The following is a 24,340-nucleotide window of genomic DNA, read 5'->3' on the forward strand; positions in this document are numbered from 1 at the left end:
TTCCTGGCAAAGCCTCAAATCTGTGCAAGGCTTGCACGGCGGCCTCGCTACGGTGCGCTTTGGGTGCGACGGTACGGGCTGCATGCAGGGAATCGCAGGCCTGGGGCCATGGCACAAGTCTTGCGCGGTTCCACTACCGCCCAGGCTCGCAGGAGGCCCGCCGTGTCGATTCATGTCGCCTTGCACCATGTCACCGAGTACCGCTACGACCGTGCGGTTGAACTGGGCCCGCAAATCGTGCGCCTGCGTCCGGCGGCCCACAGCCGCACCCGGATTCTTTCCTACGGACTGAAGGTGCAACCGGATGGGCATTTCATCAATTGGCAGCAGGACCCACAGGGCAATTACCTGGCGCGCCTGGTGTTTCCGGAAAAGACCGACAGCCTGCGTGTAGAAGTCGACCTGGTCGCCGAGATGGCGGTGTTCAACCCTTTCGACTTCTTCCTCGAACCCTACGCCGAGCAGATTCCCTTCAGCTATGGCCGTGACGAACGCCATGAGCTGATGCCTTACCTGGAACAGCTGCCGCTGACGCCGACGTTCGCTACCTACCTGCAAAGCATCGAGCGCGCGCCGCAAGCCAGCGTCGATTTCCTGGTGGCGCTCAATCAGCGCCTGAGCGAAGACATCAGTTACCTGATTCGCCTGGAACCTGGCGTGCAAACCCCGGAGCAGACCTTGGAACTGGGCGCCGGCTCCTGCCGCGATTCGGCCTGGCTGTTGGTGCAACTGCTGCGCCACCTGGGCTTGGCGGCGCGGTTTGTCTCCGGTTATCTGATTCAGCTGACGGCCGACATCAAGTCGCTGGACGGGCCGTCCGGCACCGAAGAAGACTTCACCGACCTGCACGCCTGGTGCGAGGTGTACTTGCCAGGTGCTGGCTGGATCGGCCTGGACGTCACCTCCGGGCTGTTTGCCGGTGAAGGTCATATCCCACTGGCCTGTAGCCCCGATCCGACTTCAGCGGCGCCGATCAGTGGCCTGGTCGAGCCCTGCGAATGCACCTTCGAACATGACATGAGCGTCGAGCGCCTGTGGGAATCGCCACGGGTGACGTTGCCCTACCGCGATGAGCAATGGCAGGCCATCGTCGCCCTCGGGCGGCAGGTGGATAGCGACCTGAAAGCGGCGGATGTACGCCTGACCATGGGCGGTGAACCGACCTTCGTGGCCATCGACGACCCTGACGGCGCCGAGTGGAATACCGCCGCGTTGGGTGCGAACAAGCGGCGCCTGGCGGGCGAACTGTTCCAGCGCCTGTACAAGCATTACGCGCCCAGCGCCCTGGTGCACTTCGGCCAGGGCAAGTGGTACCCGGGGGAGCAGTTGCCGCGCTGGTCGCTCAACTGCTTCTGGCGCCGCGATGGTGTGCCGTTGTGGAGCAACCCGGCGTTGATTGCCGACGAGCAGGAGGACCTCGGTGCCGACAGCGACTTGGCCGGGCGCTTCCTGGCCAGCGTTGCCGAACGGCTGAAGCTGCCGCCACGCTATGTCTTCGCCGCTTATGAAGACCACCTCTATTACCTATGGCGCGAGGGCGGCCTGCCGTCCAATGTACGCGCCGACGATGCGCGCCTGAACGACGAGATGGAACGGGCGAGGCTGCGCAAGGTGTTTGGCCAGGGCCTGGACCAGGTCATCGGCCAGGTTCTGCCGCTGGCCCGCAGCGCCGACGAACAACGCTGGCAGAGTGGGCGCTGGTACCTGCGTGATGAACATTGCCGGCTGGTGCCTGGCGACTCGCCGCTTGGCTATCGCTTGCCGCTGGCGGCGCAGCCTTGGGTCAAGGCTGCTGAATACCCCTATGTGCACCCCACCGACCCGAACCAGACCTTGGGCGACTTGCCCGGTCGTGACGAGTTGGTCAAGGCCAGTGCGCAGCAGGCAGTCGACCAGCAGGAGCGCGCAGCCCCCGAGATCGATGCTTCGGCAGACTGGCTGACGCGCACGGCGCTGTGCGCCGAGCCGCGTGAGGGGCGGTTGTACCTGTTCATGCCGCCGCTGTCACGGCTGGAGGATTACCTCGAACTGCTCGCAGTGATCGAAGCCACCGCGGCCGAGCTGCATTGCCCGGTCATCCTCGAAGGCTACGAGCCACCGGCCGATCCGCGCCTGGCCAATTTCAAAGTCACCCCCGACCCCGGCGTCATCGAGGTCAACGTGCAGCCTTCGGCCAGTTGGGATGAATTGGTGGAGCGCACCGAGTTTCTCTACGAACAGGCGCGGCTGACGCGCTTGAGCTGCGAAAAATTCATGATCGACGGCCGTCACACCGGTACCGGTGGCGGCAACCATTTCGTCCTTGGCGGCGCGACGCCGGCCGACTCCCCCTTCCTGCGCCGCCCCGACCTGCTGCGCAGCCTGATCAGCTACTGGCACAACCATCCGTCATTGTCCTACCTGTTTTCCGGCCTGTTCATCGGCCCGACGTCCCAGGCGCCGCGGGTCGATGAAGCGCGTAACGATGCCCTGTATGAGCTGGAAATCGCCTTCGCACAGATGCCCGAGGCCGGTGAGCAATGCCCGCCGTGGCTGGTCGACCGGCTGCTGCGCAACCTGCTGATCGACGTCACCGGCAACACCCATCGCGCCGAGTTCTGCATCGACAAACTGTATTCCCCGGACGGTCCGGCCGGGCGCCTGGGTTTGCTTGAGCTGCGTGCCTTCGAGATGCCGCCGCATGCGCGCATGAGCCTGGTCCAGCAACTGCTGCTGCGTGCCTTGGTCGCGCGTTTCTGGCGTGAACCTTATGCGCCCAAGCGCCTGGTCCGCTGGGGGACCGAGCTGCATGACCGGTTCATGCTGCCGCACTTTATCGAGCAGGACTTCGCTGATGTGCTGGTCGAGCTCAACGCCTCAGGTTACCCGCTGCGGGCCGAGTGGTTCGCCGCGCACCTGGAGTTTCGCTTTCCCAAGGTCGGCGACATTGCCGTCAATGGCATCGAACTGGAACTGCGCCAGGCCCTGGAGCCCTGGCATGTACTGGGCGAGGAGGGCAGTGGCGGTGCCACCGTGCGTTATGTCGATTCGTCGCTGGAGCGCCTGCAGGTCAAGGTCAGCGGCCTGTCGCCGGAGCGCTATCAACTGACCTGTAACGGTCGGGCGCTACCCTTGCAGCCAACCGGGCGGGTCGGTGAGTTCGTCGCCGCCGTGCGCTATCGCGCCTGGCAGCCGGCCAATTGTTTGCAGCCGACCATCGCGGTGCATGCGCCGCTGGTATTCGACCTGCTGGACACCTGGATGGGCCGTTCGCTGGGCGGCTGCCAGTACCATGTCACCCACCCGGGCGGGCGCAATTACGAGACCCTGCCGGTCAATGCCAATGAAGCCCAGAGCCGGCGTCAGGCGCGCTTCTTCCGCCTCGGGCACAGCCCGGGCGTGATGGCGATACCTGTGCCGCAGGTGAACCCGGAACGCCCCTTTACTCTGGATTTGCGCCGCAGCTGAGCGCTACTCTGAACTGACTTGTGGCCTTCGAGCACTGCCATGCCTGACCTGTTTGATGCTTACCCGCTGAGTGCGGGGACCTATCACGAGATGCTCGAAGGCCAAGGCGCCGTACGTGGCCATTGGCAACCGCTGTGCGCCTACCTGCAGCGCAGCGGGCCGGCGCAACTGGCGCAACGCCAGGCCTCGTTGACCCGCCAGTTACGCGAGAACGGTGTCACCTACAACGTTTATGCCGACCCCAAGGGCGCCGACCGGCCGTGGGAGCTGGACCTGTTGCCACACCTGCTGCCTGCCGCCGAATGGCAGCAGTTGGCGGCCGGTGTTGAACAGCGCGCGCGTTTGCTCAATGCGGTGCTGGCCGATATCTACGGGCCGCAGCAGTTGATCCGTGAAGGCCTGCTGCCGGCCGAGCTGGTCTATGGCCATAACAATTTTCTCTGGCCCTGTCAGGGTATCGCTGCGCCAGAAGGGACTTACCTGCATGTCTACGCTGTGGACCTTGCTCGCGCTCCGGACGGTCGCTGGTGGGTAACCGCCGACCGTACCCAGGCGCCGTCGGGCGCAGGTTTCGCGCTGGAGAACCGCACCATCGTCTCGCGGGCCTTGCCCGAGCTTTACCGCGATCTGCAAGTGCAGCACCTGTCCGGGTTTTTCCGCACCCTGCAACAGACCCTGGCGCGTCTGGCGCCAAGCGACAAGGCCGCGCCGCTGGTGGTGCTGCTGACTCCGGGGCGCTTCAACGAGAGCTATTTCGAGCACCTGTACCTGGCTCGGCAACTGGGTTATCCACTGGTCGAGGGCAGCGACCTGACCGTGCGCGACGCCACGGTGTACCTCAAGACCTTGAGCGGCCTACGTCGGGTGCACGCGATCATGCGCCGCCTGGACGATGACTTCTGCGACCCGCTGGAGCTGCGCACCGATTCGGCCCTGGGCGTGCCCGGTTTGCTTGATGCGGTGCGCCAGGGCCGGGTGCTGGTGGCCAATGCACTGGGTAGCGGGGTGCTGGAATCGCCTGGCCTGCTCGGCTTTTTGCCGGCGATCAACCAGCGTTTGTTTGCTGAAGACTTGAGCCTGCCGTCGATTGCCACCTGGTGGTGTGGTGAGCCTCCGGTGATGGCCCGCGCCCTGGAGCAGTTGCCCACGTTGGTGGTCAAACCGGCGTTTCCCTCGCAGAGTTTCAGCCCTGTGTTTGGTCGCGACCTCGACCCGGCCCAACGCCAGGCCCTGGCCGAACGCATCCAGGCCCGGCCCTATGCCTACGTGGCCCAGGCGTTGGCGCAGTTGTCCCAGGCGCCGGTGTGGCAGGCCGAGCAGGGCCAGTTGCAGGCGCGGGCCATTGGCATGCGCATGTACGCGGTGGCCACGGCCGAGGGGTATCGGGTGTTGCCCGGTGGCCTGACCCGGGTCGCGGCCCAGGCCGATGCCGAAGTGGTGTCGATGCAGCGCGGTGGCGCCAGCAAGGACACCTGGGTACTCGGCGAGGCGGCGCCACAGGGTGAGCAGTGGCGGGCCCAGCGCACTATCGGTGTGGCCGAATTGATCCGCCAGGACCCTTACCTGCCATCGCGTGTGGTAGAGAACCTGTTCTGGTTCGGGCGCTACTGCGAGCGTTGCGATGCCAGTGCGCGTTTGCTGCGGATCATCCTTACCCGTTACCTGGACGGCGACGATCCGCTGGCTTTGCAAGCAGCGGTGGAACTGGCCGATGAGTTGTCGCTGCTGCCGGAGGAGGGCGACTTGCCCGGGCGCTTGCGCGCGGCGCTGGATGATGCGGACTGGGCGTTCAGCCTGCGCGCCAACCTGCTGCGCCTGCAGTGGGCGGCGTCGCAGGTGCGCGGCAAGCTCTCACGGGAGAACTGGCAAGCGCTGGTCGAGCTGCAACGGGAGGCGCAATGCCTGGAGGATGGCGAGGGGGATTTCGGCGAACGAGTGGATGTTCTCAACCGCCTGGTGATGTCGCTGGCGGCACTCTCGGGGTTTGCCCTGGACGATATGACCCGCGACGAGGGCTGGCGCTTTTTGATGATCGGCCGGCGCATCGAGCGTCTGCAATCGCTGTGCAGTAGCCTGGCGGCGTTTCTGCGCGGGCCGGCGGTGTACGATCAAGCCGGGCTTGAGTGGTTGCTGGAGCTGGGCAACAGCAGCATCACTTATCGCTCGCGTTATCTGGCCGTTGCGCAACTGATCCCGGTGCTCGATCTGTTGTTGCTCGATGAACAAAACCCCCACGCGGTGCTGTTCCAGCTCAAGCTGCTGGTGCGTGCCAACCAGCGCTTGAGCGAAGAGTTCGCCAGCCCTCGCGATCCGGCCCTGGCCCTGCTGGCTGAGCAATTGCGCCACTTCGACCTGCGCAGCCTGGAGCATCCACTGTTCGGCAACGCCAGCGTGCAGGCGGTGTTGGCCGGGCTGGCTGATCTGCTGCAAGCGGTTGCTATCGCCAGTGGCGAGCTCTCCGAGCGCCTGGCCCTACGCCACTTCGCTCATGTCGATGATGTCAGCCAACAGACGGTGTCGCTGTGATGAGTGCCCGCTACCAGATCGTTCACGACACCCACTACCGCTACGACAGCCCGGTGTCCCTGGCCCAGCAGCTGGCGCACCTGTGGCCGCGGCCTTGTGCCTGGCAACGCTGTACGGCCCAGGCCCTGCAGGTCAATCCGCAGCCGACCCAGCGCCGTGATGAGTGGGATGTGTTCGGCAACCCGCTGACCCGCCTGGCATTCGAGCGCCAGCATGAGCAGTTGCGGGTGGTGGCGCGCTTGCAAGTCGAAGTGCTGGAGCGGGCCGCGCCGGACTTTGCCACGGCGCCCGCGTGGGAGCAGGTACGCGATGCCCTGACCTATGCCAACCAGCCGCTTTCGAGCGAGGCTCTGGAAGCCTGTCGCTACCGCTTCGAGTCACCTTATGTGCGGCTCAAGCAGCGCTTCGTTGCCTTCAGCGAGTCCTGTTTCCAACCCGGGCAGGCATTGCTGGCGGGCGTGCAGGCGCTGATGGAGAAGATTTTCACCGAGTTCACCTTCGACGCCGACGCTACCCAGGTCGCCACGCCGCTGGTGGAGGTGCTGGCGCGCCGCCGCGGCGTGTGCCAGGACTTTGCCCACCTGATGCTCGCCTGTCTGCGTTCGCGTGGGCTGGCGGCGCGCTATGTCAGCGGCTACCTGCTGACCCGGCCGCCACCCGGCCAGCCACGGCTGATCGGTGCCGATGCCTCGCATGCGTGGGTTTCGGTGTTTTGCCCGGGGCTGGGCTGGATCGATTTCGACCCCACCAACAACCTGCGTCCGGCGCTGGAGCACATCACCCTGGCCTGGGGCCGGGACTTTTCCGATGTGTCGCCGTTGCGCGGGGTGATCCTCGGTGGCGGCAGCCATGACCCGCAGGTGCAGGTCACGGTGATGCCGCTGGATGAAGCTGCTGCCTTGTAGGAGCGGGCTTGACCCGCGATGAGGCCCATCAGGTGTTGCCTGGATTGCGACCGCTACGCGCTCGATCGCGGGTCAAGCCCGCTCCCACAGTCAGTCAGGCTTTTTGTCGACCCACTTGGGCAGCACCGGGGATTCGAAGCTGTCCATGGCGTCGAGCAGCTCGGCGGGCGAGTCGGCCAGTTGCAGCATGGCGCGGTGTTGCGGGCGTACGAAGCCCTCTTCCACCACATGGTCGAGGAAGCTGCCCAGCTTGCTGTAGAAGCCGTTGACGTCGAGCAGGCCCAGCGGCTTGGCGTGGTAGCCCAATTGGCCCCAGGTCCAGACTTCGAACAGTTCTTCCAGGGTTCCCAGGCCGCCCGGCAGGGCGACGAAGGCGTCGCTCAGTTCAGCCATGCGTGCCTTGCGCGCGTGCATGCCGTCGACCACTTCCAGGCGGGTCAGGCCGGTGTGGCCGATCTCGGCGTTTTTCAGCGCTTCGGGGATGATGCCGATCACCTCGCCGCCCGCAGCCATGGCCGCATCGGCAACGATACCCATCAAACCCACGGCGCCACCGCCGTAGACCAGGGTCAGGCCGCGCTCGGCGATGGTCTGGCCGAGGGCGATGGCCGCCTCGCGGTAGGCCGGGTTGACGCCGGTGCTGGCGCCACAAAATACACAAACGGAACGTACGGGCATTGCTTCTCTCCGGTTACAAGCGCACACAGAGTAAGGCGCTGGCCGCTCGCTTCCAAGCCCGCAGTGTTCACTCCGGCCGGGCAAACTCGCAGGAGGCGCCAGCAGCGCCGCAGGCGTAGGCGGCCAGAAGGCTGTTCAGGAAAGTACCAAAGGACATGATCATTTACTCCTAAATGAGAGGTTGTCTCATCCTCCCTCAAAGGTGCATGATGGGCACTTAGATTTCCTGTATACAATCCATAGAACAAATTCACTGCCTGGCTCTTCGGCCAGCGCTTGACCCACATCATGGGCCCGCCTTGCGGTTTCAGGCAGTCTTCAAACTGATAAAAACCCCTGCCATGGAGATTCACGATGTTTGCCAAAGTTGTAGCAGTATCCTTGCTGACCCTTGCCAGCACTCAGGTATTTGCCGCTGAGTGCAAGGCGACGATCGACTCCACCGACCAGATGTCCTTCAACACCAAGGCCATCGAAATCGACAAGAGCTGCAAGACCTTCACCGTCGAGCTGACCCACTCCGGTTCGTTGCCGAAGAACGTCATGGGCCACAACCTGGTGATCAGCAAAGAAGCTGACATGCAGCCAATCGCCACCGACGGCCTGGCGGCTGGCATCGACAAGAGCTACCTGAAAGAAGGCGACGCGCGCGTGATCGCCCATACCAAGATCATTGGCGCTGGCGAGAAGGATTCGCTGACCATCGACGTGTCCAAGCTCAAGGCGGACGAGAAGTACGGCTTCTTCTGCTCGTTCCCTGGCCACATCTCGATGATGAAAGGCACCATTACCCTGAAGTAATTGCCCTGGGGCTGCTTTGCAGCCCATCGCCGGCAACGCCGGCTCCCACACCGATTACCGTGGGAGCCGGCGTTGCCGGCGATTCAATCAGCGCCTCAAGGCGCGAACGGCATCTCGCGCTTGTGCTGGGTCTTGCGGTACGTGGCGCTGATGATGTCGAAGGCTTCCTGGCTCACCGGCTCGCCATGCAGGAACGCATCGATCTGCGCATAGGTCACCCCGTGGGATGCTTCGTCCGGCTTGCCGGGTGCCATGTCTTCCAGGTCCGCGGTCGGGACCTTTTCCACCAATGATTGCGGCGCGCCAAAGCTGCGCGCGATGGCCCGTACCTGGTTTTTCACCAGGCCGCTGAGCGGCGCCAGATCGCAGGAACCATCACCAAACTTGGTAAAGAAGCCCATCACCGCTTCGGCGGCGTGGTCGGTGCCAATCACCAGGCCCTGACGGGCGCCGGCGATGGTGTACTGAGCAACCATGCGCATGCGCGCCTTGGTATTGCCGACGACAAAGTCGACCATCGCCGGCGCGCCGTTCTCCAGGGCCTTGACCTCGGCTGCCAGGGCACGCACGGCCGGGGCGATGTCGACGGTGTGGACCTCGTCGGCCTTGATCACCTCCAGGCAGGCCTGGGCATCGTGTTCGTCGTGCTGCAGTTGGTAGGGCAGGCGCACGGCGATGAAGCGGTACTGCTCGTCACCGGTCTCGCGGCGCAGTTCGTTGATCGCCCGTTGCGCCATCAGCGCCGCGGTCAACGAGTCGACGCCGCCACTGATGCCCAGCACCAGGGTCTTGAGCCGTGCGTTGCTCAGGCAGGTCTTGATGAACGCCACGCGCCGGGCGACTTCGGCTTCGAGCGCGGCGCTGTCGGCGAACGGCGGCTGGACCTTGAGTGCTTGCGCAATCTCTCGCTGGACGGCTTGCATGAATTACTCCTTGGACACTTTGAAGACGTGGCGCAGGTAGGCGACGAAGTTTTCGTCGCGGCATTGGGTCTTGGCCGCCTCATCGGAAATCTTGGCGACGGGCTGGCCGTTACAGTCGGTCATTTTAAGCACGATGCTCATCGGCGCCACCCCGGGCAGGTCGCAGGTGAGGTTGGTGCCAATGCCAAAGCTGACGTTGATCCGCCCGCGCAGGGCACGGAAGATCTCCAGCGACTTGGTCAGGTTCAGGCCGTCGGAGAACACCAGGGTCTTGGTCATCGGGTCGATCCCCAGCTTGCGGTAGTGGGCGATGGCCTTTTCCGCCCACTGCACCGGGTCGCCCGAGTCATGGCGCAGGCCGTCGAACAGCTTGGCAAAGTACAGGTCGAAATCGGTCAGGAAGGCATCCATGGTGATGCAGTCGGTCAGGGCGATGCCAAGCAGCCCGCGGTACTCTCGCACCCAGCAATCGAGCGCGGCGATCTGGCTGTCGATCAGCCGCGGCCCCAGTTGTTGATGGGCCATGATCCATTCATGGGCCATGGTCCCCAATGGCTTGATATCCAGTTTCCGTGCCAGGTGCACGTTACTGGTGCCGACGAAGCGCGCCGGGAAGTCTTCCTTGAGCACCCGTACTACTTCTTCCTGAACTTTGTAGGAGAAGCGTCGGCGGGTGCCGAAGTCGGCGACCTGCAACTCGGCCAGCTCGTCGCTGCTGGCATTGGCCTTGAGCCAGTCGAACTTGCGGTACAGCTGGTCGCGTGCGTCGCTGAGCTTTGCCTGCGGATGACGATGGCGGTTGCGCACTTCGCTGATGATCGCAAGCAAAGGCACTTCAAACAGGATCACGTGCAGCCAGGGCCCGCGCAGGCGCAGGTACAGCTGATCGTTCTCCACCCCCAGTTGCAGGTAGCGCAGGTTGAAGCGAAACAGCCCGAGAAAGCGCAAGAAGTCCGGCTTCATGAAGCTGATCTGCTCAAGAAAACCCAACTGGCCATTACCCAGGCTCAGTTCGCACAGTTGCTCGATCTGTTCGCGGATCTGCGCCAGATAAGGGCGCAGGTCTTCACCATTGCGGCAGCGGAACTCCCATTCAACGTCGACGTTGGGGTAGTTGTGCAGCACGGCCTGCATCATGGTCAGCTTGTAGAAATCGGTGTCGAGCAGGTTCTGCACGATGCGATCGGCAAATGCACTCTCGCTCATAAAGGGCTCCAAAGGGGGCGCACGCCATCACCAGCCGCGACGACGCACAGACCTGCGCATTGTGCCAGCCTTTATCGCTGCGGGGGCAGGCCAGGCCTGGGGTAATTCAGTAGCAGGCTACAGGTAGCGGCGCTTTTAGCGCTCAGCGGCTAGCCTGTAATGGTGCCCGCTGTAGCAGTCGCGCACCACGGATGTGCAGTTCGGTTACGCATCCTGTTACAGGCCGGTTGCACGTAACCACAACCAAGGGTTGCAATGATGGCACTTCGCGGTTGCTCTTTTTTGCTGGATCGGGTGGCGCTTGCCGTGAGGCAGACGGTTGCACGACCAATAAAAAAAGGCCGCGAATCCTTGCGCCGCAACTTGTTCACGAGTTTTTCCAGAATAAAAAACCACTGGCACGGCGCTTGCTCAGAGCAATTGCTGAAAGTTGTAGTGCCAACCAAAAAAAACTCCAGGAGCACCACCTCATGTCGCAGACGTTTTACAAGAAAGGTTTTCTGGCCCTTGCCGTGGCTACGGCGCTGGGCGTTTCTTCGTATGTTCAGGCCGACATCAAGATCGGCGTAGCAGGCCCGATGACCGGTGCCAACGCAGCGTTTGGCGAGCAGTACATGAAAGGTGCACAGGCGGCGGCCGACAAGATCAACGCCGCAGGCGGTGTCAACGGCGAGAAGATTCAACTGGTCAAGGGTGACGATGCCTGCGAGCCGAAACAGGCCGTGGCCGTGGCCAACCGCCTGGTTGATCAGGAAAAGGTCGTCGGTGTGGTCGGGCACTTCTGCTCGTCCAATACCATCCCGGCTTCGGAGGTGTACGACGAAGCCGGTGTCATCGCCATCACCCCGGGTTCGACCAACCCGGCGGTTACCGAACGCGGCCTGACCGGCATGTTCCGCATGTGCGGGCGTGACGACCAGCAGGGCATCGTCGCCGGCGACTACATCATCGATGTGCTCAAGGGCAAGAAGGTCGTGGTCCTGCACGACAAGGACACCTACGGCCAGGGCCTGGCGGATGCGACCAAGGCGCAGCTTGAAAAACGTGGGGTGAAGCCTGTTATGTACGAAGGTCTGACCCGTGGCGAGAAAGACTTCAGCGCCGTGGTCACCAAGATCCGCGGAACCGGTGCCGACGTCGTCTACTTCGGTGGCCTGCACCCGGAAGCCGGCCCACTGGTCCGGCAACTGCGTGAGGCGGGTCTGAAAGACGTCAAGTTCATGTCCGATGACGGCATCGTCACCGACGAACTGGTCGCCACCGCTGGCGGCCCGCAGTACGTCGATGGCGTGTACATGACCTTCGGCGCCGACCCGCGCCTGCTGCCAGACAGCAAGGCAGTGGTTGAAGAGTTCCGCAAAGGCGGCACCGAACCTGAAGGCTACACCCTGTATGCCTACGCCTCGGTCCAGGCCCTGGCCGCCGCCTTCAACGGCGCCAAGTCGAACAAGGGCGAAGATGCTGCCAAGTGGCTCAAGGCCAACCCGGTGCAAACCGTGATGGGCGAGAAGAAGTGGGACAGCAAGGGCGACCTGACGGTCTCCGACTACGTGGTCTACCAGTGGGACAAGGACGGCAAGTATCACCAACTGGAAAAACAAAAATAACAACGGTAGGCGACCCGGGCCTGTGCCCGGGTCGCTGCCCGGTTTTGCGCCGTACCTGTCTTTTCTCGTAGATCTGCACAACCCTGCGCTGCGAGAGCCGCTTCATCCAGGGCTCACCGTAGTCGGCGCTTGTGCAATCTCAAATACGTGAGATTGCGTTATGGATGGTATTTTCCTGCAGCAACTGGTCAATGGGCTGACCCTCGGGTCTGTCTATGGCTTGATCGCCATCGGCTACACAATGGTCTATGGCATCATCGGCATGATCAACTTCGCGCACGGCGAGGTGTATATGATTTCCGCGTATCTGGCGGCAATCAGCCTGGCATTGCTGGCGTATTTCGGTATCGAATCCTTCCCCTTGCTGATGCTCGGGACGCTGATCTTCACGGTGGTGGTCACCGGAGTCTACGGCTGGACCATCGAACGCATTGCCTACAAACCCCTGCGCAACTCCACCCGCCTGGCACCGCTGATCAGTGCCATCGGTATCTCGCTGATCCTGCAGAACTATGCGCAGATCAGCCAGGGCGCACGCCAGCAAGGCGTACCGACCCTGCTCGAAGGCGCCTGGCGCGTCGAGGTGGGCACCGGTTTCGTCCAACTGACCTACACCAAGATCTTCATCCTGGTGGCTGCCTTCGTCGGCATGGCCGCACTCACCTACATCATCAAGTTCACCAAACTTGGTCGCATGTGCCGGGCCACCCAGCAGGATCGCAAGATGGCCTCGATCCTGGGTATCAACACCGACCGGGTGATCTCCTATGTGTTCGTCATCGGTGCGGTAATGGCGGCCCTGGCCGGCGTACTGATCACCATGAACTACGGCACCTTCGACTTCTATGCCGGCTTCATCATCGGCATCAAGGCCTTCACCGCCGCGGTGCTCGGTGGCATCGGCTCGTTACCGGGCGCCATGCTCGGCGGGATCATCCTCGGGATTTCCGAGTCGCTGTTCTCCGGGCTGATCAACTCCGACTACAAAGACGTGTTCAGTTTCTCGCTGCTGGTGCTGATCCTGATCTTCCGTCCCCAAGGCCTGCTGGGTCGCCCACTCGTGGCGAAGGTGTAAGTATGTCTGCTGCCAAAACAACTACATTCGATATCAAGCGCAGCCTGATCGATGCGATTCTCGCCGGGCTGATTTCCCTGATCGTGTTCGGGCCCATCGTCGGCGTGGTGCTCGACGGCTACAGTTTCAACCTGGAACCCACCCGTGTTGCCTGGCTGGTGGCCGGGGTGATGGCCGGGCGCTTTATCCTCAGCCTGTTCCTGCAGACGCCCAAGGGCCAGTCGATCCTCCAGGGCTTCGAGGGCAGTGGTTCCGGCGTGCACGTGCTGGCGCCGGACTACAAGTCGCGGCTGCGCTGGATCATCCCGGCACTGATCGTGATTGCCATCGTCTTTCCGTTCTTCGCCAACAAGTACTTGCTCACTGTGGTCATCCTCGGCCTGATCTACGTGCTGCTGGGCCTGGGCCTGAACATCGTGGTCGGTCTGGCGGGTCTGCTCGACCTGGGCTACGTGGCCTTCTACGCCATCGGCGCCTATGGCTTGGCGCTGGGTTACCAGTACCTGGGGCTGGGCTTCTGGACTGTGTTGCCGCTGGCGGCGCTGGCCGCGGCGCTGGCCGGGTGCATATTGGGCTTCCCGGTGCTGAGGATGCATGGCGACTACCTGGCCATCGTCACCCTGGGCTTTGGCGAAATCATCCGGCTGATACTGAACAACTGGTTGTCGTTTACCGGTGGCCCCAATGGCATGCCGGTGCCTTCGCCAACCTTCATGGGCCTGGAGTTTGGCCGCCGGGCCAAGGACGGCGGGGTGCCATTCCATGAGTTCTTCGGCATCGCCTACAACCCCAACGTGAAATTCCTGTTCATCTACATCGTGCTGTTCCTGGTGGTGCTGGCGGTGCTGTACATCAAGCACCGGCTGACCCGCATGCCGGTCGGCCGCGCCTGGGAAGCGCTGCGTGAAGACGAGATCGCCTGCCGCTCCATGGGCTTGAACCATGTGCTGGTGAAACTCTCGGCCTTCACCCTCGGCGCCTCCACCGCTGGCCTTGCCGGGGTGTTTTTTGCCAGCTACCAGGGCTTCGTCAACCCGTCGTCGTTCACCTTCTTCGAGTCGGCGCTGATCCTCGCCATCGTTGTGCTCGGCGGCATGGGCTCGACGGTCGGTGTGGTGATCGCGGCGTTCGTGCTGACGGTGGCGCCGGAACTGCTGCGCAGCTTCTCCGAATACCGGGTGCTGCTGTTCGGCGTGCTGATGGTGTTGATGATGATCTGGAGACCGCGCGGCCTGATTCGCATCAGCCGTACCGGTGTAGTCCCGCGTAAAGGAGTAGCGCCATGAGCGATGAGGTGATTCTCTCGGTCGACAACCTGATGATGCAGTTTGGCGGGATCAAGGCGCTCAGTGACGTCAGCCTGAAGGTCAAGCGCAACGCCATCTTCGCCCTGATCGGCCCCAACGGTGCGGGTAAGACTACGGTGTTCAACTGCCTGACCGGCTTCTACAAAGCCAGTGGCGGCAAGATCGAACTGAACCTGCGCGGCACCCGCACCAACGTGATCCAGCTGTTGGGCGAGCGCTTCCGGCTGGGCGATTTCGTCTCGCCCAAGCGCTTCATCAACCGCCTGCACTATAAGATGTTCGGCGGCACCCACCTGGTCAACCGTGCAGGCCTGGCGCGGACTTTCCAGAATATCCGCCTGTTTCGGGAAATGTCGGTGGTCGAGAACCTGCTGGTAGCCCAGCACATGTGGGTCAACCGCAACCTGCTGGCTGGCGTGCTCAACACCAAGGGCTACCGCAAGGCCGAAAGCGATGCCCTGGACCATGCCTTCTACTGGCTGGAAGTGGTCGACCTGGTCGACTGCGCCAACCGCCTGGCCGGTGAACTGTCGTACGGCCAGCAACGCCGCCTGGAGATCGCCCGGGCCATGTGCACGCGGCCGCAGATCATTTGCCTGGACGAACCGGCTGCCGGTCTCAACCCGCAGGAAACCGAAGCGCTGAGCAAGATGATCCGTGTGCTGCGCGACGAGCATGACCTGACCGTGGTGCTGATCGAGCACGACATGGGCATGGTCATGAGCATTTCCGACCATATCGTGGTGCTCGACCACGGCAAACTGATCGCCGAAGGCGCGCCACAGGACATCCGTCACAACCCGACGGTGATTGCCGCTTACCTGGGCGCCGATGAAGAGGAACTGGTATGAGTACAGCGATCCTCGAACTGAAAGAGATCGACGTGTTTTATGGGCCGATCCAGGCCCTGAAAAAAGTCTCGCTGCACATCGATGAAGGTGAAACGGTGAGCCTGATCGGCTCCAACGGTGCCGGCAAGTCGACCCTGCTGATGTCGATCTTTGGCCAGCCGCGGGCGGCAGCCGGGCAGATCATCTACCGTGGCACCGACATTACCCACAAGTCTTCGCACTATATCGCCTCCAACGGCATCGCCCAGTCGCCGGAAGGCCGGCGGGTTTTCCCCGACATGTCGGTGGAAGAGAACCTGATGATGGGCACCATCCCCATTGGCGACACGTTCGCCAGCGAGGACATGCAGCGCATGTTCGAGCTGTTCCCACGGCTCAAGGAGCGGCGCAACCAGCGCGCCATGACCATGTCCGGCGGCGAGCAGCAAATGCTCGCCATTGCCCGGGCGCTGATGAGCCGTCCCAAGTTGCTGCTGCTCGATGAGCCGTCGCTGGGCCTGGCGCCGATCGTGGTCAAGCAGATCTTCGCCACCTTGCGCGAGCTGGCGCAGACCGGCATGACCATCTTCCTGGTGGAGCAGAACGCCAACCATGCGCTGAAGCTCTCGGACCGCGCCTATGTGATGGTCAACGGCCATATCCGCATGACTGGCACTGGCCAGGAGCTGTTGGTCAACGAGGAGGTGCGTAACGCTTATCTGGGCGGGCACTGATCTGTAGCTGGAAAAAACGCCCCGCCTGACGGGGTGTTTTTTTGTCCACAGTTTTGTGGAAAACCTTGCGCAAACGTTCTTTTGGGCGCGACAGAAAGTCGCTTTAACTGGCTGTTTTATCAGCTTTTGAGTTGTCCACCATTGGTGTGGAAGCGACTGTGGGTAACTTGGGTGCAGCTTGCTGCAGGCCTTTGTTTACAGGGCCTTCAGGCTTGTGGTTGTTTTTTGATCAGGTTTTTTTCCGGCGTTCGCATCAGGGTTTGTCAAGTGCTTTGTCCTTAGTGCAAATAGCGATTAACGGGCTCCAAAAGCCTGTGGATAACTCTGTGGGCAAGCCTTGGAAAGATCGACGTACACAGCGTAGTTACAGGCCTGGAGCCATCATGGAAATCTGCGCCGTGAGCGAGCGCCACGGCCCTGAGGTCAAGGCCAGCGCCCAAGGTCAAGGAAAATACTTGCGCAAGGCCCGGATTACATGGCTTTCAGGGTTTTCAAGTTGCCCCCGGATTTTGTGGAAGGGCTTGTGGATAAGATGAGCAAAGTTTGCCGCAGGCCTTCTATACCGGGGCTTTCCAAGGTTTGATCGATTTTTGTACAGTAAACCGAATGGCTTGCTGCCGGATGCGATGGTGGGCATGCTGAAAACCCTGTGATCAGCCTCATCAAGGAGACCCGCATGACCTCTACCGTTTTCATCACTGGCGCAACTTCCGGCTTCGGTGAAGCCTGTGCCCGTCGTTTTGCTGAAGCCGGCTGGTCGCTGGTGCTCACCGGTCGCCGTCAGGAGCGCCTGCAAGCGCTGTGCGCCAAGCTGTCCCAGCTGACCGAAGTGCACGGCCTGGTGCTTGATGTGCGTGACCGCAAGGCCATGGAAGAAGCCATCGCCAACCTGCCGCCGTCGTTCGCCAAGCTGCGCGGGCTGATCAACAACGCAGGCCTGGCCCTGGGCGCGGACCCGGCGCCCAAGTGTAACCTGGATGATTGGGAAACCATGGTCGACACCAACATCAAGGGCCTGATGTACAGCACCCGCCTGCTGCTGCCACGGCTGATCGCCCATGGCCGTGGCGCGACCATCCTCAACGTCGGCTCGGTGGCCGGTAACTATCCGTACCCGGGTAGCCACGTGTATGGCGGCACCAAGGCGTTCGTCGGGCAGTTCTCGTTGAGCCTGCGCTGCGACCTGCAGGGCACTGGCGTGCGGGTGAGCAACATCGAGCCGGGCCTGTGCGAGAGCGAGTTCTCGCTGGTGCGTTTCGGTGGCGACCAGGCGCGTTACGACGCCACCTATGCCGGGGCCGAGCCAATCCAGCCGCAGGACATCGCCGAGACCATCTTCTGGATCATGAACCAGCCGGCGCACATCAACATCAACAGCCTTGAGCTGATGCCGGTCAGTCAGGCGTGGGCGGGGTTTTCGATCGATCGTTCGGGCAAGGCGTGAGGGCCGCTCCTACCTGTAGGAGCGGGCTTGCCCCGCGATAGTGTCAGACCTGACGCTGCAGCCCTTCCAGGCACGTCGCCAGATGGTAAGGCGTGGTCGACGGCATATCGAAGCGGCTGACCTTGCCATTGGCATCCCGGCACTCATACCAGCCACCGGCATGCAGGAAGTTCTGCTGCAGCGCCTTGAGCTGGGCCAGCACCGTGGCGGCGCTCTCCGGGCGCAAGGTCAGGGCGCGCAGGTATTCGGCCTGGGCCCAGATGCGCTGGGTAGCGTCGCGCACCTGGCCATCGGCGCTGAGCATTGCCAGCACTGCGGTGTCCTTCACCCCGCATTGCTCGGCATAGGTGAATGCCCGGCTGAGCGATCCATGCAACTCACCACCGCGTAGCAGCGGCGAAGACTCCAGCAAGTAGAACCATTCGAACTGGTGACCCGGTTCGAACCAGTTATCCACAGCGCCGCGCGGTTTTTCCAGCATCACCCCGTGTTCCGGGTCGATGAAGTGCATCTGCATGGCCGCTGCCAGGGTTTCCAGCGCGTGTTGAACGGCTTCATCGTCACGCACCGACAGGGTGGCAAGGAAGGCTTCGGCCAGGTGCATCAGCGGGTTTTGCAGCGGGCCGCTGGCCAGGTCCGACCAATCTTCGCCAAGGCTCGCTTCGTACAGGCCGTCATCGCGGGCGAACTGCACGGCCACTACTTCCAGCGCGGCATTGAGGGTCGATTCGACCAGTGGCTCGCGAACCTTGCCCCAGTAATGCGCGCAGGCGAAGACGATAAAGGCGTGGGTGTAGAGGTCCTTGCGCCGGTCCAGCGGCTTGCCCTGGGCATCGATACTGTAGAACCAGCCGCCGTGTTCGGCATCATGGAAGTGCCGCTGCAACGAGCGAAACAGAGCCGCGGCGCGCTCGCTGGCGCCGGGCTGCTCGATGCGGCTGCTGAACAGGTACAGCTGGCGCGCACAGGCCATGGCCCGGTAGCGCTGCGCAGGCAATGGCTGCTGCTGCGGGTCGAGGGCTTCGAAGGGCAGGGCCATCTCTGCATTCCAGCCCGGGCCTTGCCACAGCGGCACGATGCGCTGGGCAAAGTGCGCCTGGACCTCGGCGAGCAGGGCGGGCAGTTGAGGCTGGGCAGTACGAAGGTCGGGCATGGAGAAAGTTCGTCGCGGTCAGTGCGTTTGCGCGCAATGGTAGCAGGAAACGGCAGGGACTTTGCCGGCCTCATCGCTGGCAAGGCCCGCTCCCACAGGACTTCGGTGGAGTCAGTGATCTCTGTGGGAGCCGGCCTTGCCGGCGATGGGCTGCGAAGCAGCCCCGGAACAGACTGCCTACAGGGTGCTGAGCCCCTGCCAGTGTTTGGCGCCGACAAAGATGAAGCGCAGCTGCTGGGTGATTTTCTCCTGGGCGCTGATTGGCACGGCGGCATTGTCGCTCGGCTCATCGATCAGTTCCGGCAGGGTGGCGAACACGGTTTTCACCACCAGGTCGGCCATCACCGCCAGGGCTGCGGCGTCCAGGTGCTGCCAACGCGGCATGCGCGCAAGGTCGGTAGCCAGGTCCGAGCTGATGCCTTGACGCAAGGTGCCGATGGCCTGGCGCACCGGTTGCGAACCGCCATATTGCTCACGGGCCAGGAACAGAAACTGGGCGCGGTTGGCCGCTACCACATCGAGAAAGATCCGCACCGAGGCGTCGGTGATGCCGCCGAGCTCGAATTCGTTCTGGCGTACCAGGCGGATGGTCTGGCGAAAGGTTTCGCCGACTTCATTGACCAGGGCCAGGCCCAGTTGGTCCATGTCGGAGAAATGCCGGTAAAAGCCGGTCGGGACGATACCTGCGGTTTTCGCCACTTCGCGCAGGCTGATGCTGCCGAAACCTCGACCGCTTTCCATCAGGTGGCGGGCGGCATCCAGCAGGGCGTGGCGGGTCTGTTGCTTTTGTTCGGCGCGCGGCAGCATGGCAAGTATCGGCAGGCAGTGAAACAGCCCTGCACTCTAATAGGCTGGCGCCGGAAAAACAAAGCCCGGTCAATGGACCGGGCTGGGAGGGGAGCCGCTACAGCATTGGTGAGTCTTGTTGTCTGGCATAGGCTTCAGCTCGCGCGTTGGATTTCGATCAGGCGATCAGCGCCACCTTCTGCGACCTCGAAGCGTGCTTTCAGACGGTCAGAACCACCTTCGGCTACTTTGTAATACTGTTTCAGGCGATCAGAGCCACCCTCGGCAACTTTGACCCGGTCATTCAGGCGATCAGCGCCGCCTTCGGCGACACGGTTGTTACGCTCCAGTACGCGATCGGAACCGCCTTCAGCGACACGGTTGTTGCGTTCCAGTACGCGATCCGAACCGCCTTCAGCCAGCGGGTTCAGTGGCTGCGAAATCACCGTCGAGCTCGAACGCGATTCGGCGCTCAGGGCTTGGTCGGCGGCGGGAACGGCAAAGGCGTTGGCGGCCAGAATGGACAAGGACAGGCTCAGCAGTAATTGGCGTTTCATGATTCGGTGCTCCTCGGCGGGGCTGGAAAGTGGGTACGGAGCCAATGCTACGCCGGGAAGCGCCAGATAAAAGTTCATAAAGATAATGGTAACAATCAACGGAATTGATGTTTTACAGCGACCGCTCTAGCTAGCTGGTTACGGCGCGATGAGCAGCGGTGCCGAGGCCATTGGCGGGGCTGGCGGATGGGGTAACGATCGACAAAAGTTGAGAAAGAGGTCAGAAAAAACCTCGTTATCATGGCTGATCCATTAAACCCCTCGGCTTTTCATCAGTCCGAAGAGATAAGTGCCATCAACGCGCCCGCTTTTTGCCATGCAGTCATCAGGAGAATCGTGCAATGACGCGCCCCGCCAAACTCATCACCTGGACCCTCGCCAGCCTGCTGCTGGTCCTGGCCGTACTGGTGATCGTCATCGCCACGTTCGACTGGAACCGGGTCAAGCCCACCCTCAATGCCAAGGTCTCCGAAGCGCTGCACCGGCCCTTCGCTATCAACGGCAACCTGACGGTGCGCTGGCAGCGCGAGCTGGAGCAGGGTGGTTGGCGCGCCTGGCTGCCATGGCCGCATTTCATCGCCGAAGACCTGACCCTGGGCAACCCGGACTGGCTCAAGGAGCCACAGATGGTCGGCCTCAAGCGCGTCGAGTTCCGCCTCGCGCCGCTGCCGCTGCTGGTGCAGCAGATCGTCATTCCGCGCATCGACCTCAACCAGCCGACCGCCAGCCTCAAGCGTCTGGCCGATGGTCGTGCCAACTGGACCTTCGACTTCGGCCCCAAGGATGAGCAGGCCCAACCATCGGAGTGGGTGCTGGACATCGGCGCCATCGGCTTCGACAAGGGCCAGGTCAGTGTTGATGACCAGACGTTGAAAACCCGTCTGGACGTGCTGATCGACCCGCTGGGCAAACCGATTCCGTTCAGCGACATCGTCGGCAAGGCTTCGGCGCAGAAGGCCGGTGCCGCACAGGACTACGCCTTCGGCCTCAAGGTCAAGGGCCGCTACAAGGGCCAGGCGCTGGCCGGCACCGGCAAGATCGGCGGCCTGCTGGCCCTGCAGGACGCTTCGCAGCCGTTCCCGTTGCAGGCCGACATGGCCATTGGCGATACCCGCATTGCCGTCGCCGGCACCCTGACCGACCCGCGCAATCTCGGCGCCCTCGACCTGCGCCTGCGTCTGTCAGGAGCGAGCCTGGGCAACCTGTATCCGCTCACCGGCGTGACCCTGCCTGATTCACCGCCCTATGCCACCGATGGTCATCTCACCGCCAAGCTGCATGAACCCGGCGGCGCGGCGTTTCGCTATGAAGGCTTCAACGGCAAGATCGGCGACAGCGATATCCATGGCGACCTGGCGTTCGTGGCCAGCCAGCCGCGGCCGAAGCTGACCGGCAAACTGGTGTCCAACCAGTTGTTGTTCAAGGACCTGGCGCCGCTGATCGGGGCCGACTCCAATGCCGAACAGAAAGCCCGAGGCGGTGCCAGCAAGCAACCAGCGGGCAAGGTATTGCCGGTCGAGGCGTTTCGCACCGAACGCTGGCGGACCATGGACGCGGACGTGACCTTCAGCGGCAAGCGCATCGTGCACAGCGCCAAGCTGCCGTTCACCGACCTCTCCAGCCACTTCGTCCTCGAGGACGGCGTGCTGCGCCTGGAACCACTGCGTTTTGGCATCGCCGGCGGCACGCTCGATGCCCAGGTGCGCCTCGATGGCCGTAGCGTGCCGTTGCAGGGACGGGCGCAACTGAGTGCGCGTAACTTCAAGCTCAAGCAGCTGTTCCCGACCTTCGAGCCGATGAAGACCAGCTTCGGCGAACTCAACGGCGACGCCGACCTGAGCGGGCGCGGCAACTCGGTGGCGGCCTTGCTGGCTACGGCCAATGGCGACCTGAAGATGCTGATCAACGATGGCGCCATCAGCCGTGGCCTGATGGAGATCGCCGGGCTTAACGTCGGTAACTATGTGGTCGGCAAGCTGTTTGGCGACAAGGAAGTGAAGATCAACTGTGCGGCGGCCGATTTCGGCATCAAGGACGGCCTGGCCACCACCCGGGTGTTTGTCTTCGATACCGAGAACGCGATCATCTACATCGACGGCACAGCCAACTTCGCCAGTGAGCAGCTGGATTTGAAGATCAACCCCGAGTCCAAGGGGGTGCGCCTGCTATCGTTGCGCTCGCCGCTGTATGTGCGCGGGTCGTTTGCCAAGCCTAGCGCTGGCGTGCAGGCGTTGCCGCTGGCGCTGCGTGGCGCGGGAATGGTGGCGTTGGGGGTGGTTGCCGGGCCCGCAGCAGGGTTGCTGGCGCTGATCGCGCCTAGCGGCGATGTACCGAACCAGTGCACGCCGTTGCTGGAGCAGATGAAGGCCGGCAAGGCACCGCGGGCGGTCAAGGCGGGTTAAGGAGCGCTATGTAGGAGCGCGCTTGCCCCGCGATAAGATCTACAGGCCGTGCAGCAAATCCGCCCTGTCGTCAGCGTGCTCCTGTTCCTGGGCCAGAATGTCTTCGACGATGCGGCGGGCGTTCGATTGCGATTGCCGGCGAAGTGCCTGTAGTGTGGGGCGACTGTCCACGGAACGGGGAATGCAGCCATGGCCCAAGGGCTCGCAACGCGTTATCCACTGGTGCTGGTGCCGGGCATGCTCGGGTTTGTCCGCCTGCTGTTGTATCCCTACTGGTTCGGCATCGTTTCGGCGTTGCGCCGGGGCGGCGCCAAGGTGTTTGCCGTGCAGGTGTCAGCGCTCAACTCGAGTGAGGTGCGCGGCGAGCAGTTGCTGCTGATCATCGAAGGTATTCGCCAGCGTACAGGGGCCGACAAGGTCAACCTGCTGGGCCACAGCCAGGGCGCCCTGACCGCGCGCTACGCTGCGGCCAAGCGGCCGGAATGGGTTGCCTCGGTTACCTCGATCGCCGGCCCCAACCATGGCTCGGAACTGGCCGATTATCTGCTCGAACACTACCCGGCCGATTCTGTTCGTGGCCGCCTGCTCACAGCGCTGTTGCATGGCTTGGGGGTGTTGATGGGCTGGCTGGAGACTGGCTGGCGTGGGCCGAAACTGCCGATCGACGTGCACGCCTCGCACCACTCCCTGACCAGCGCCGGGGTGGCGCTGTTCAACCAGGCTTATCCACAGGGCCTGCCGACCACCTGGGGCGGCGAGGGCCCAGTCGAGGTCAATGGCGTGCGTTACTACTCCTGGTCCGGCACCCTGCAACCGGGCCGCACCGACCGCGGCCTCAACCGCCTGGACGGCAGCAACCGCTTCTGCCGCTTGTTCGCCCGCGCCTTCGTGCGGGAAAAGGGCCAGTGCGACGGTATGGTCGGGCGCTTCAGCTCGCACCTGGGCGAGGTGATCGGCGATGACTATCCGCTCGATCACCTGGACATCGTCAATCAGTCGCTAGGTGCGGTGGGCAAGGGCGCCGAGCCTGTGCGGCTGTTCACCGAGCATGCCGCCAGGCTCAAGGCTGCGGGGCTATAGCAGCGCGGCGCAGGGGTGTTTTCCAGCGTTCGGCGAGGATCACCCCGACCAGGGTCAGGACCCCGCCCACCAGGTGATAGAGGGCCAGTTGCTCACCCAGCACCCCGGCGGCGATCACCGCCGTCACCGCCGGCAACAGGTTGAAGAACAGTGTCGTGCGGCTCGGGCCCAGGCGGCTGACCGCCTGCATCCAGGCCAGCGGCGCGATCATCGAGGCCAGAACGCAGGCATAGATCACCAGGCCGATGTTGCCCGCGCCCAGGCCGGTCTTTGCCGAGAACAGGAACAGCGGCAGCAATACGATGATCGCCACCAGCACCTGCAGGTACAGCAGTTGCAACGGCGGGATACGCAGCTGCCACTTTTTCAGCAAGGTGCTGTACACCGCGTAGGCCAGGGTGGCGATCAGCATCAGCGCATCGCCGCCGTTGACCCCGTGTTGCACCAGCACCGCCAGATCGCCCGCCGACACCACCACCAGCACACCGATGAACGACACCAGCGCCCCGATCAGCGCACCGATGGTCAGCCGCTGACCGAGGCTGATGATCGCCAGGGCCAGGGACATCAGCGGCATCAGCGAAAGGATGATGCCCATGTTGGTGGCGCTGGTGATGGCGGCGGCGAAGTAGGCCAGGCTCTGGTACACCGCCATGCCCAACACGCCGAGGATGAAGACCTTGCCCAGGTTCGGGCCGATGGCCGCCCAGTTGCGCAGCACCGGGCGCAACAGAAATGGGGTGAACAGCAGGCCTGCCAGCAGCCAGCGATAGAAGCCGATCTCGGCCGGGAAAATCGCCCCGGCAGACATCTTGGTGACCACGGTATTGCCGGCCCAGATGAAGATCGCCAGCAACGGAAACGCATAATTCATGAAAC

The 24,340-nt window shown here is 62.9% G+C and carries 19 protein-coding genes and 1 pseudogene; 12 read left to right on the forward strand and 8 right to left on the reverse strand.

The window, feature by feature from the left end; translation table 11 throughout:
* Window positions 1-162 precede the first annotated feature (162 nt).
* The 3 genes from NLX68_RS10830 to NLX68_RS10840 are packed head-to-tail and all read left to right on the forward strand — an operon-like array spanning window position 163 to window position 6,878.
* Window positions 163-3,447, forward strand: a complete 3,285-nt coding sequence (locus tag NLX68_RS10830) for a transglutaminase family protein (protein ID WP_254283966.1) — start codon at window positions 163-165, stop codon at window positions 3,445-3,447.
* A gap of 39 nt (window positions 3,448-3,486) precedes the next feature.
* The gene (locus tag NLX68_RS10835; protein ID WP_254283967.1) at window positions 3,487-5,973 is read left to right on the forward strand and encodes a circularly permuted type 2 ATP-grasp protein; all 2,487 of its coding nucleotides are present in this window, start codon (window positions 3,487-3,489) and stop codon (window positions 5,971-5,973) included.
* Window positions 5,973-6,878: a transglutaminase family protein gene (locus NLX68_RS10840; protein ID WP_254283968.1), complete on the forward strand. Its 906-nt coding sequence runs from the start codon at window positions 5,973-5,975 to the stop codon at window positions 6,876-6,878. Before NLX68_RS10835 ends, NLX68_RS10840 begins: the two co-directional genes overlap by 1 nt.
* A gap of 90 nt (window positions 6,879-6,968) precedes the next feature.
* Here NLX68_RS10840 and NLX68_RS10845 read toward each other — a convergent pair whose 3' ends face one another.
* Window positions 6,969-7,556 (reverse strand): TIGR00730 family Rossman fold protein, encoded by a 588-nt coding sequence (locus NLX68_RS10845; protein ID WP_254283969.1) that lies wholly within the window; start codon window positions 7,554-7,556, stop codon window positions 6,969-6,971.
* Window positions 7,557-7,910: 354 nt separating this feature from the next.
* On the opposite strand from NLX68_RS10845, the gene azu reads away from it, so the two are divergent.
* Window positions 7,911-8,357, forward strand: coding sequence for an azurin (azu, locus tag NLX68_RS10850; protein WP_254283970.1), 447 nt, complete (start codon window positions 7,911-7,913; stop codon window positions 8,355-8,357).
* Window positions 8,358-8,452: 95 nt separating this feature from the next.
* Here the strand turns inward: azu and nadE are convergent, their stop codons facing one another.
* The gene (gene nadE / locus NLX68_RS10855) at window positions 8,453-9,280 is read right to left on the reverse strand and encodes an ammonia-dependent NAD(+) synthetase (protein WP_254283971.1); all 828 of its coding nucleotides are present in this window, start codon (window positions 9,278-9,280) and stop codon (window positions 8,453-8,455) included.
* Window positions 9,281-9,283: 3 nt separating this feature from the next.
* On the reverse strand, window positions 9,284-10,486 hold the full coding sequence (gene pncB / locus NLX68_RS10860) for a nicotinate phosphoribosyltransferase (protein WP_254283972.1): 1,203 nt from the start codon (window positions 10,484-10,486) through the stop codon (window positions 9,284-9,286).
* Window positions 10,487-10,956: 470 nt separating this feature from the next.
* Between pncB and NLX68_RS10865 the strand changes: the two genes are divergently transcribed.
* The 6 genes from NLX68_RS10865 (at window position 10,957) to NLX68_RS10890 (ending at window position 17,483) form a co-directional block, all read left to right on the forward strand.
* Window positions 10,957-12,093: a branched-chain amino acid ABC transporter substrate-binding protein gene (locus NLX68_RS10865; protein WP_254283973.1), complete on the forward strand. Its 1,137-nt coding sequence runs from the start codon at window positions 10,957-10,959 to the stop codon at window positions 12,091-12,093.
* Between the two features lie 160 nt (window positions 12,094-12,253).
* Entirely contained in the window at window positions 12,254-13,168 is a 915-nt protein-coding gene (locus NLX68_RS10870) for a branched-chain amino acid ABC transporter permease (protein WP_010221625.1), read from the forward strand.
* Window positions 13,169-13,170: 2 nt separating this feature from the next.
* Entirely contained in the window at window positions 13,171-14,454 is a 1,284-nt protein-coding gene (gene livM / locus NLX68_RS10875; RefSeq protein WP_254283974.1) for a high-affinity branched-chain amino acid ABC transporter permease LivM, read from the forward strand.
* A complete protein-coding gene (locus NLX68_RS10880) occupies window positions 14,451-15,326 on the forward strand; it encodes an ABC transporter ATP-binding protein (RefSeq protein WP_254283975.1) in 876 nt (291 codons plus the stop codon). Before livM ends, NLX68_RS10880 begins: the two co-directional genes overlap by 4 nt.
* On the forward strand, window positions 15,323-16,039 hold the full coding sequence (locus NLX68_RS10885; RefSeq protein WP_254283976.1) for an ABC transporter ATP-binding protein: 717 nt from the start codon (window positions 15,323-15,325) through the stop codon (window positions 16,037-16,039). The genes NLX68_RS10880 and NLX68_RS10885 overlap by 4 nt, the downstream gene beginning before the upstream one ends.
* 676 nt (window positions 16,040-16,715) lie before the next feature.
* Window positions 16,716-17,483: an SDR family oxidoreductase gene (locus tag NLX68_RS10890; protein ID WP_254283977.1), complete on the forward strand. Its 768-nt coding sequence runs from the start codon at window positions 16,716-16,718 to the stop codon at window positions 17,481-17,483.
* 43 nt (window positions 17,484-17,526) lie between these two features.
* Here NLX68_RS10890 and NLX68_RS10895 read toward each other — a convergent pair whose 3' ends face one another.
* The 3 genes from NLX68_RS10895 to NLX68_RS10905 form a co-directional block, all read right to left on the reverse strand.
* Window positions 17,527-18,636, reverse strand: coding sequence for an AGE family epimerase/isomerase (locus NLX68_RS10895; protein WP_254283978.1), 1,110 nt, complete (start codon window positions 18,634-18,636; stop codon window positions 17,527-17,529).
* A gap of 177 nt (window positions 18,637-18,813) precedes the next feature.
* Window positions 18,814-19,443: a TetR family transcriptional regulator gene (locus NLX68_RS10900; RefSeq protein WP_254283979.1), complete on the reverse strand. Its 630-nt coding sequence runs from the start codon at window positions 19,441-19,443 to the stop codon at window positions 18,814-18,816.
* Between the two features lie 134 nt (window positions 19,444-19,577).
* A complete protein-coding gene (locus tag NLX68_RS10905; protein WP_010221632.1) occupies window positions 19,578-19,979 on the reverse strand; it encodes a hypothetical protein in 402 nt (133 codons plus the stop codon).
* A 341-nt stretch (window positions 19,980-20,320) separates the two neighbouring features.
* On the opposite strand from NLX68_RS10905, the gene NLX68_RS10910 reads away from it, so the two are divergent.
* Window positions 20,321-22,381 (forward strand): AsmA family protein, encoded by a 2,061-nt coding sequence (locus NLX68_RS10910; RefSeq protein ID WP_254283980.1) that lies wholly within the window; start codon window positions 20,321-20,323, stop codon window positions 22,379-22,381.
* Window positions 22,382-22,420: 39 nt separating this feature from the next.
* On the opposite strand, the pseudogene NLX68_RS10915 reads toward NLX68_RS10910, so the two are convergent.
* Window positions 22,421-22,498, reverse strand: a pseudogene (locus NLX68_RS10915) (bacterioferritin); the annotation flags it as partial.
* Window positions 22,499-22,570: 72 nt separating this feature from the next.
* Here NLX68_RS10915 and NLX68_RS10920 point away from each other — a divergent pair.
* Window positions 22,571-23,461: a triacylglycerol lipase gene (locus NLX68_RS10920; protein WP_254283981.1), complete on the forward strand. Its 891-nt coding sequence runs from the start codon at window positions 22,571-22,573 to the stop codon at window positions 23,459-23,461.
* Here the strand turns inward: NLX68_RS10920 and NLX68_RS10925 are convergent.
* Window positions 23,442-24,335 carry a DMT family transporter gene (locus NLX68_RS10925; RefSeq protein WP_254283982.1) on the reverse strand — a complete coding sequence of 298 codons (894 nt, stop codon included), beginning with the start codon at window positions 24,333-24,335 and terminating at the stop codon, window positions 23,442-23,444. The two genes, NLX68_RS10920 and NLX68_RS10925, sit on opposite strands and share 20 nt — an antisense overlap.
* Window positions 24,336-24,340 lie beyond the last annotated feature (5 nt).

The sequence above is a fragment of the Pseudomonas sp. SBB6 genome, from assembly GCF_024213215.1.
Classification (GTDB): Bacteria; Pseudomonadota; Gammaproteobacteria; order Pseudomonadales; family Pseudomonadaceae; genus Aquipseudomonas; species Aquipseudomonas donghuensis.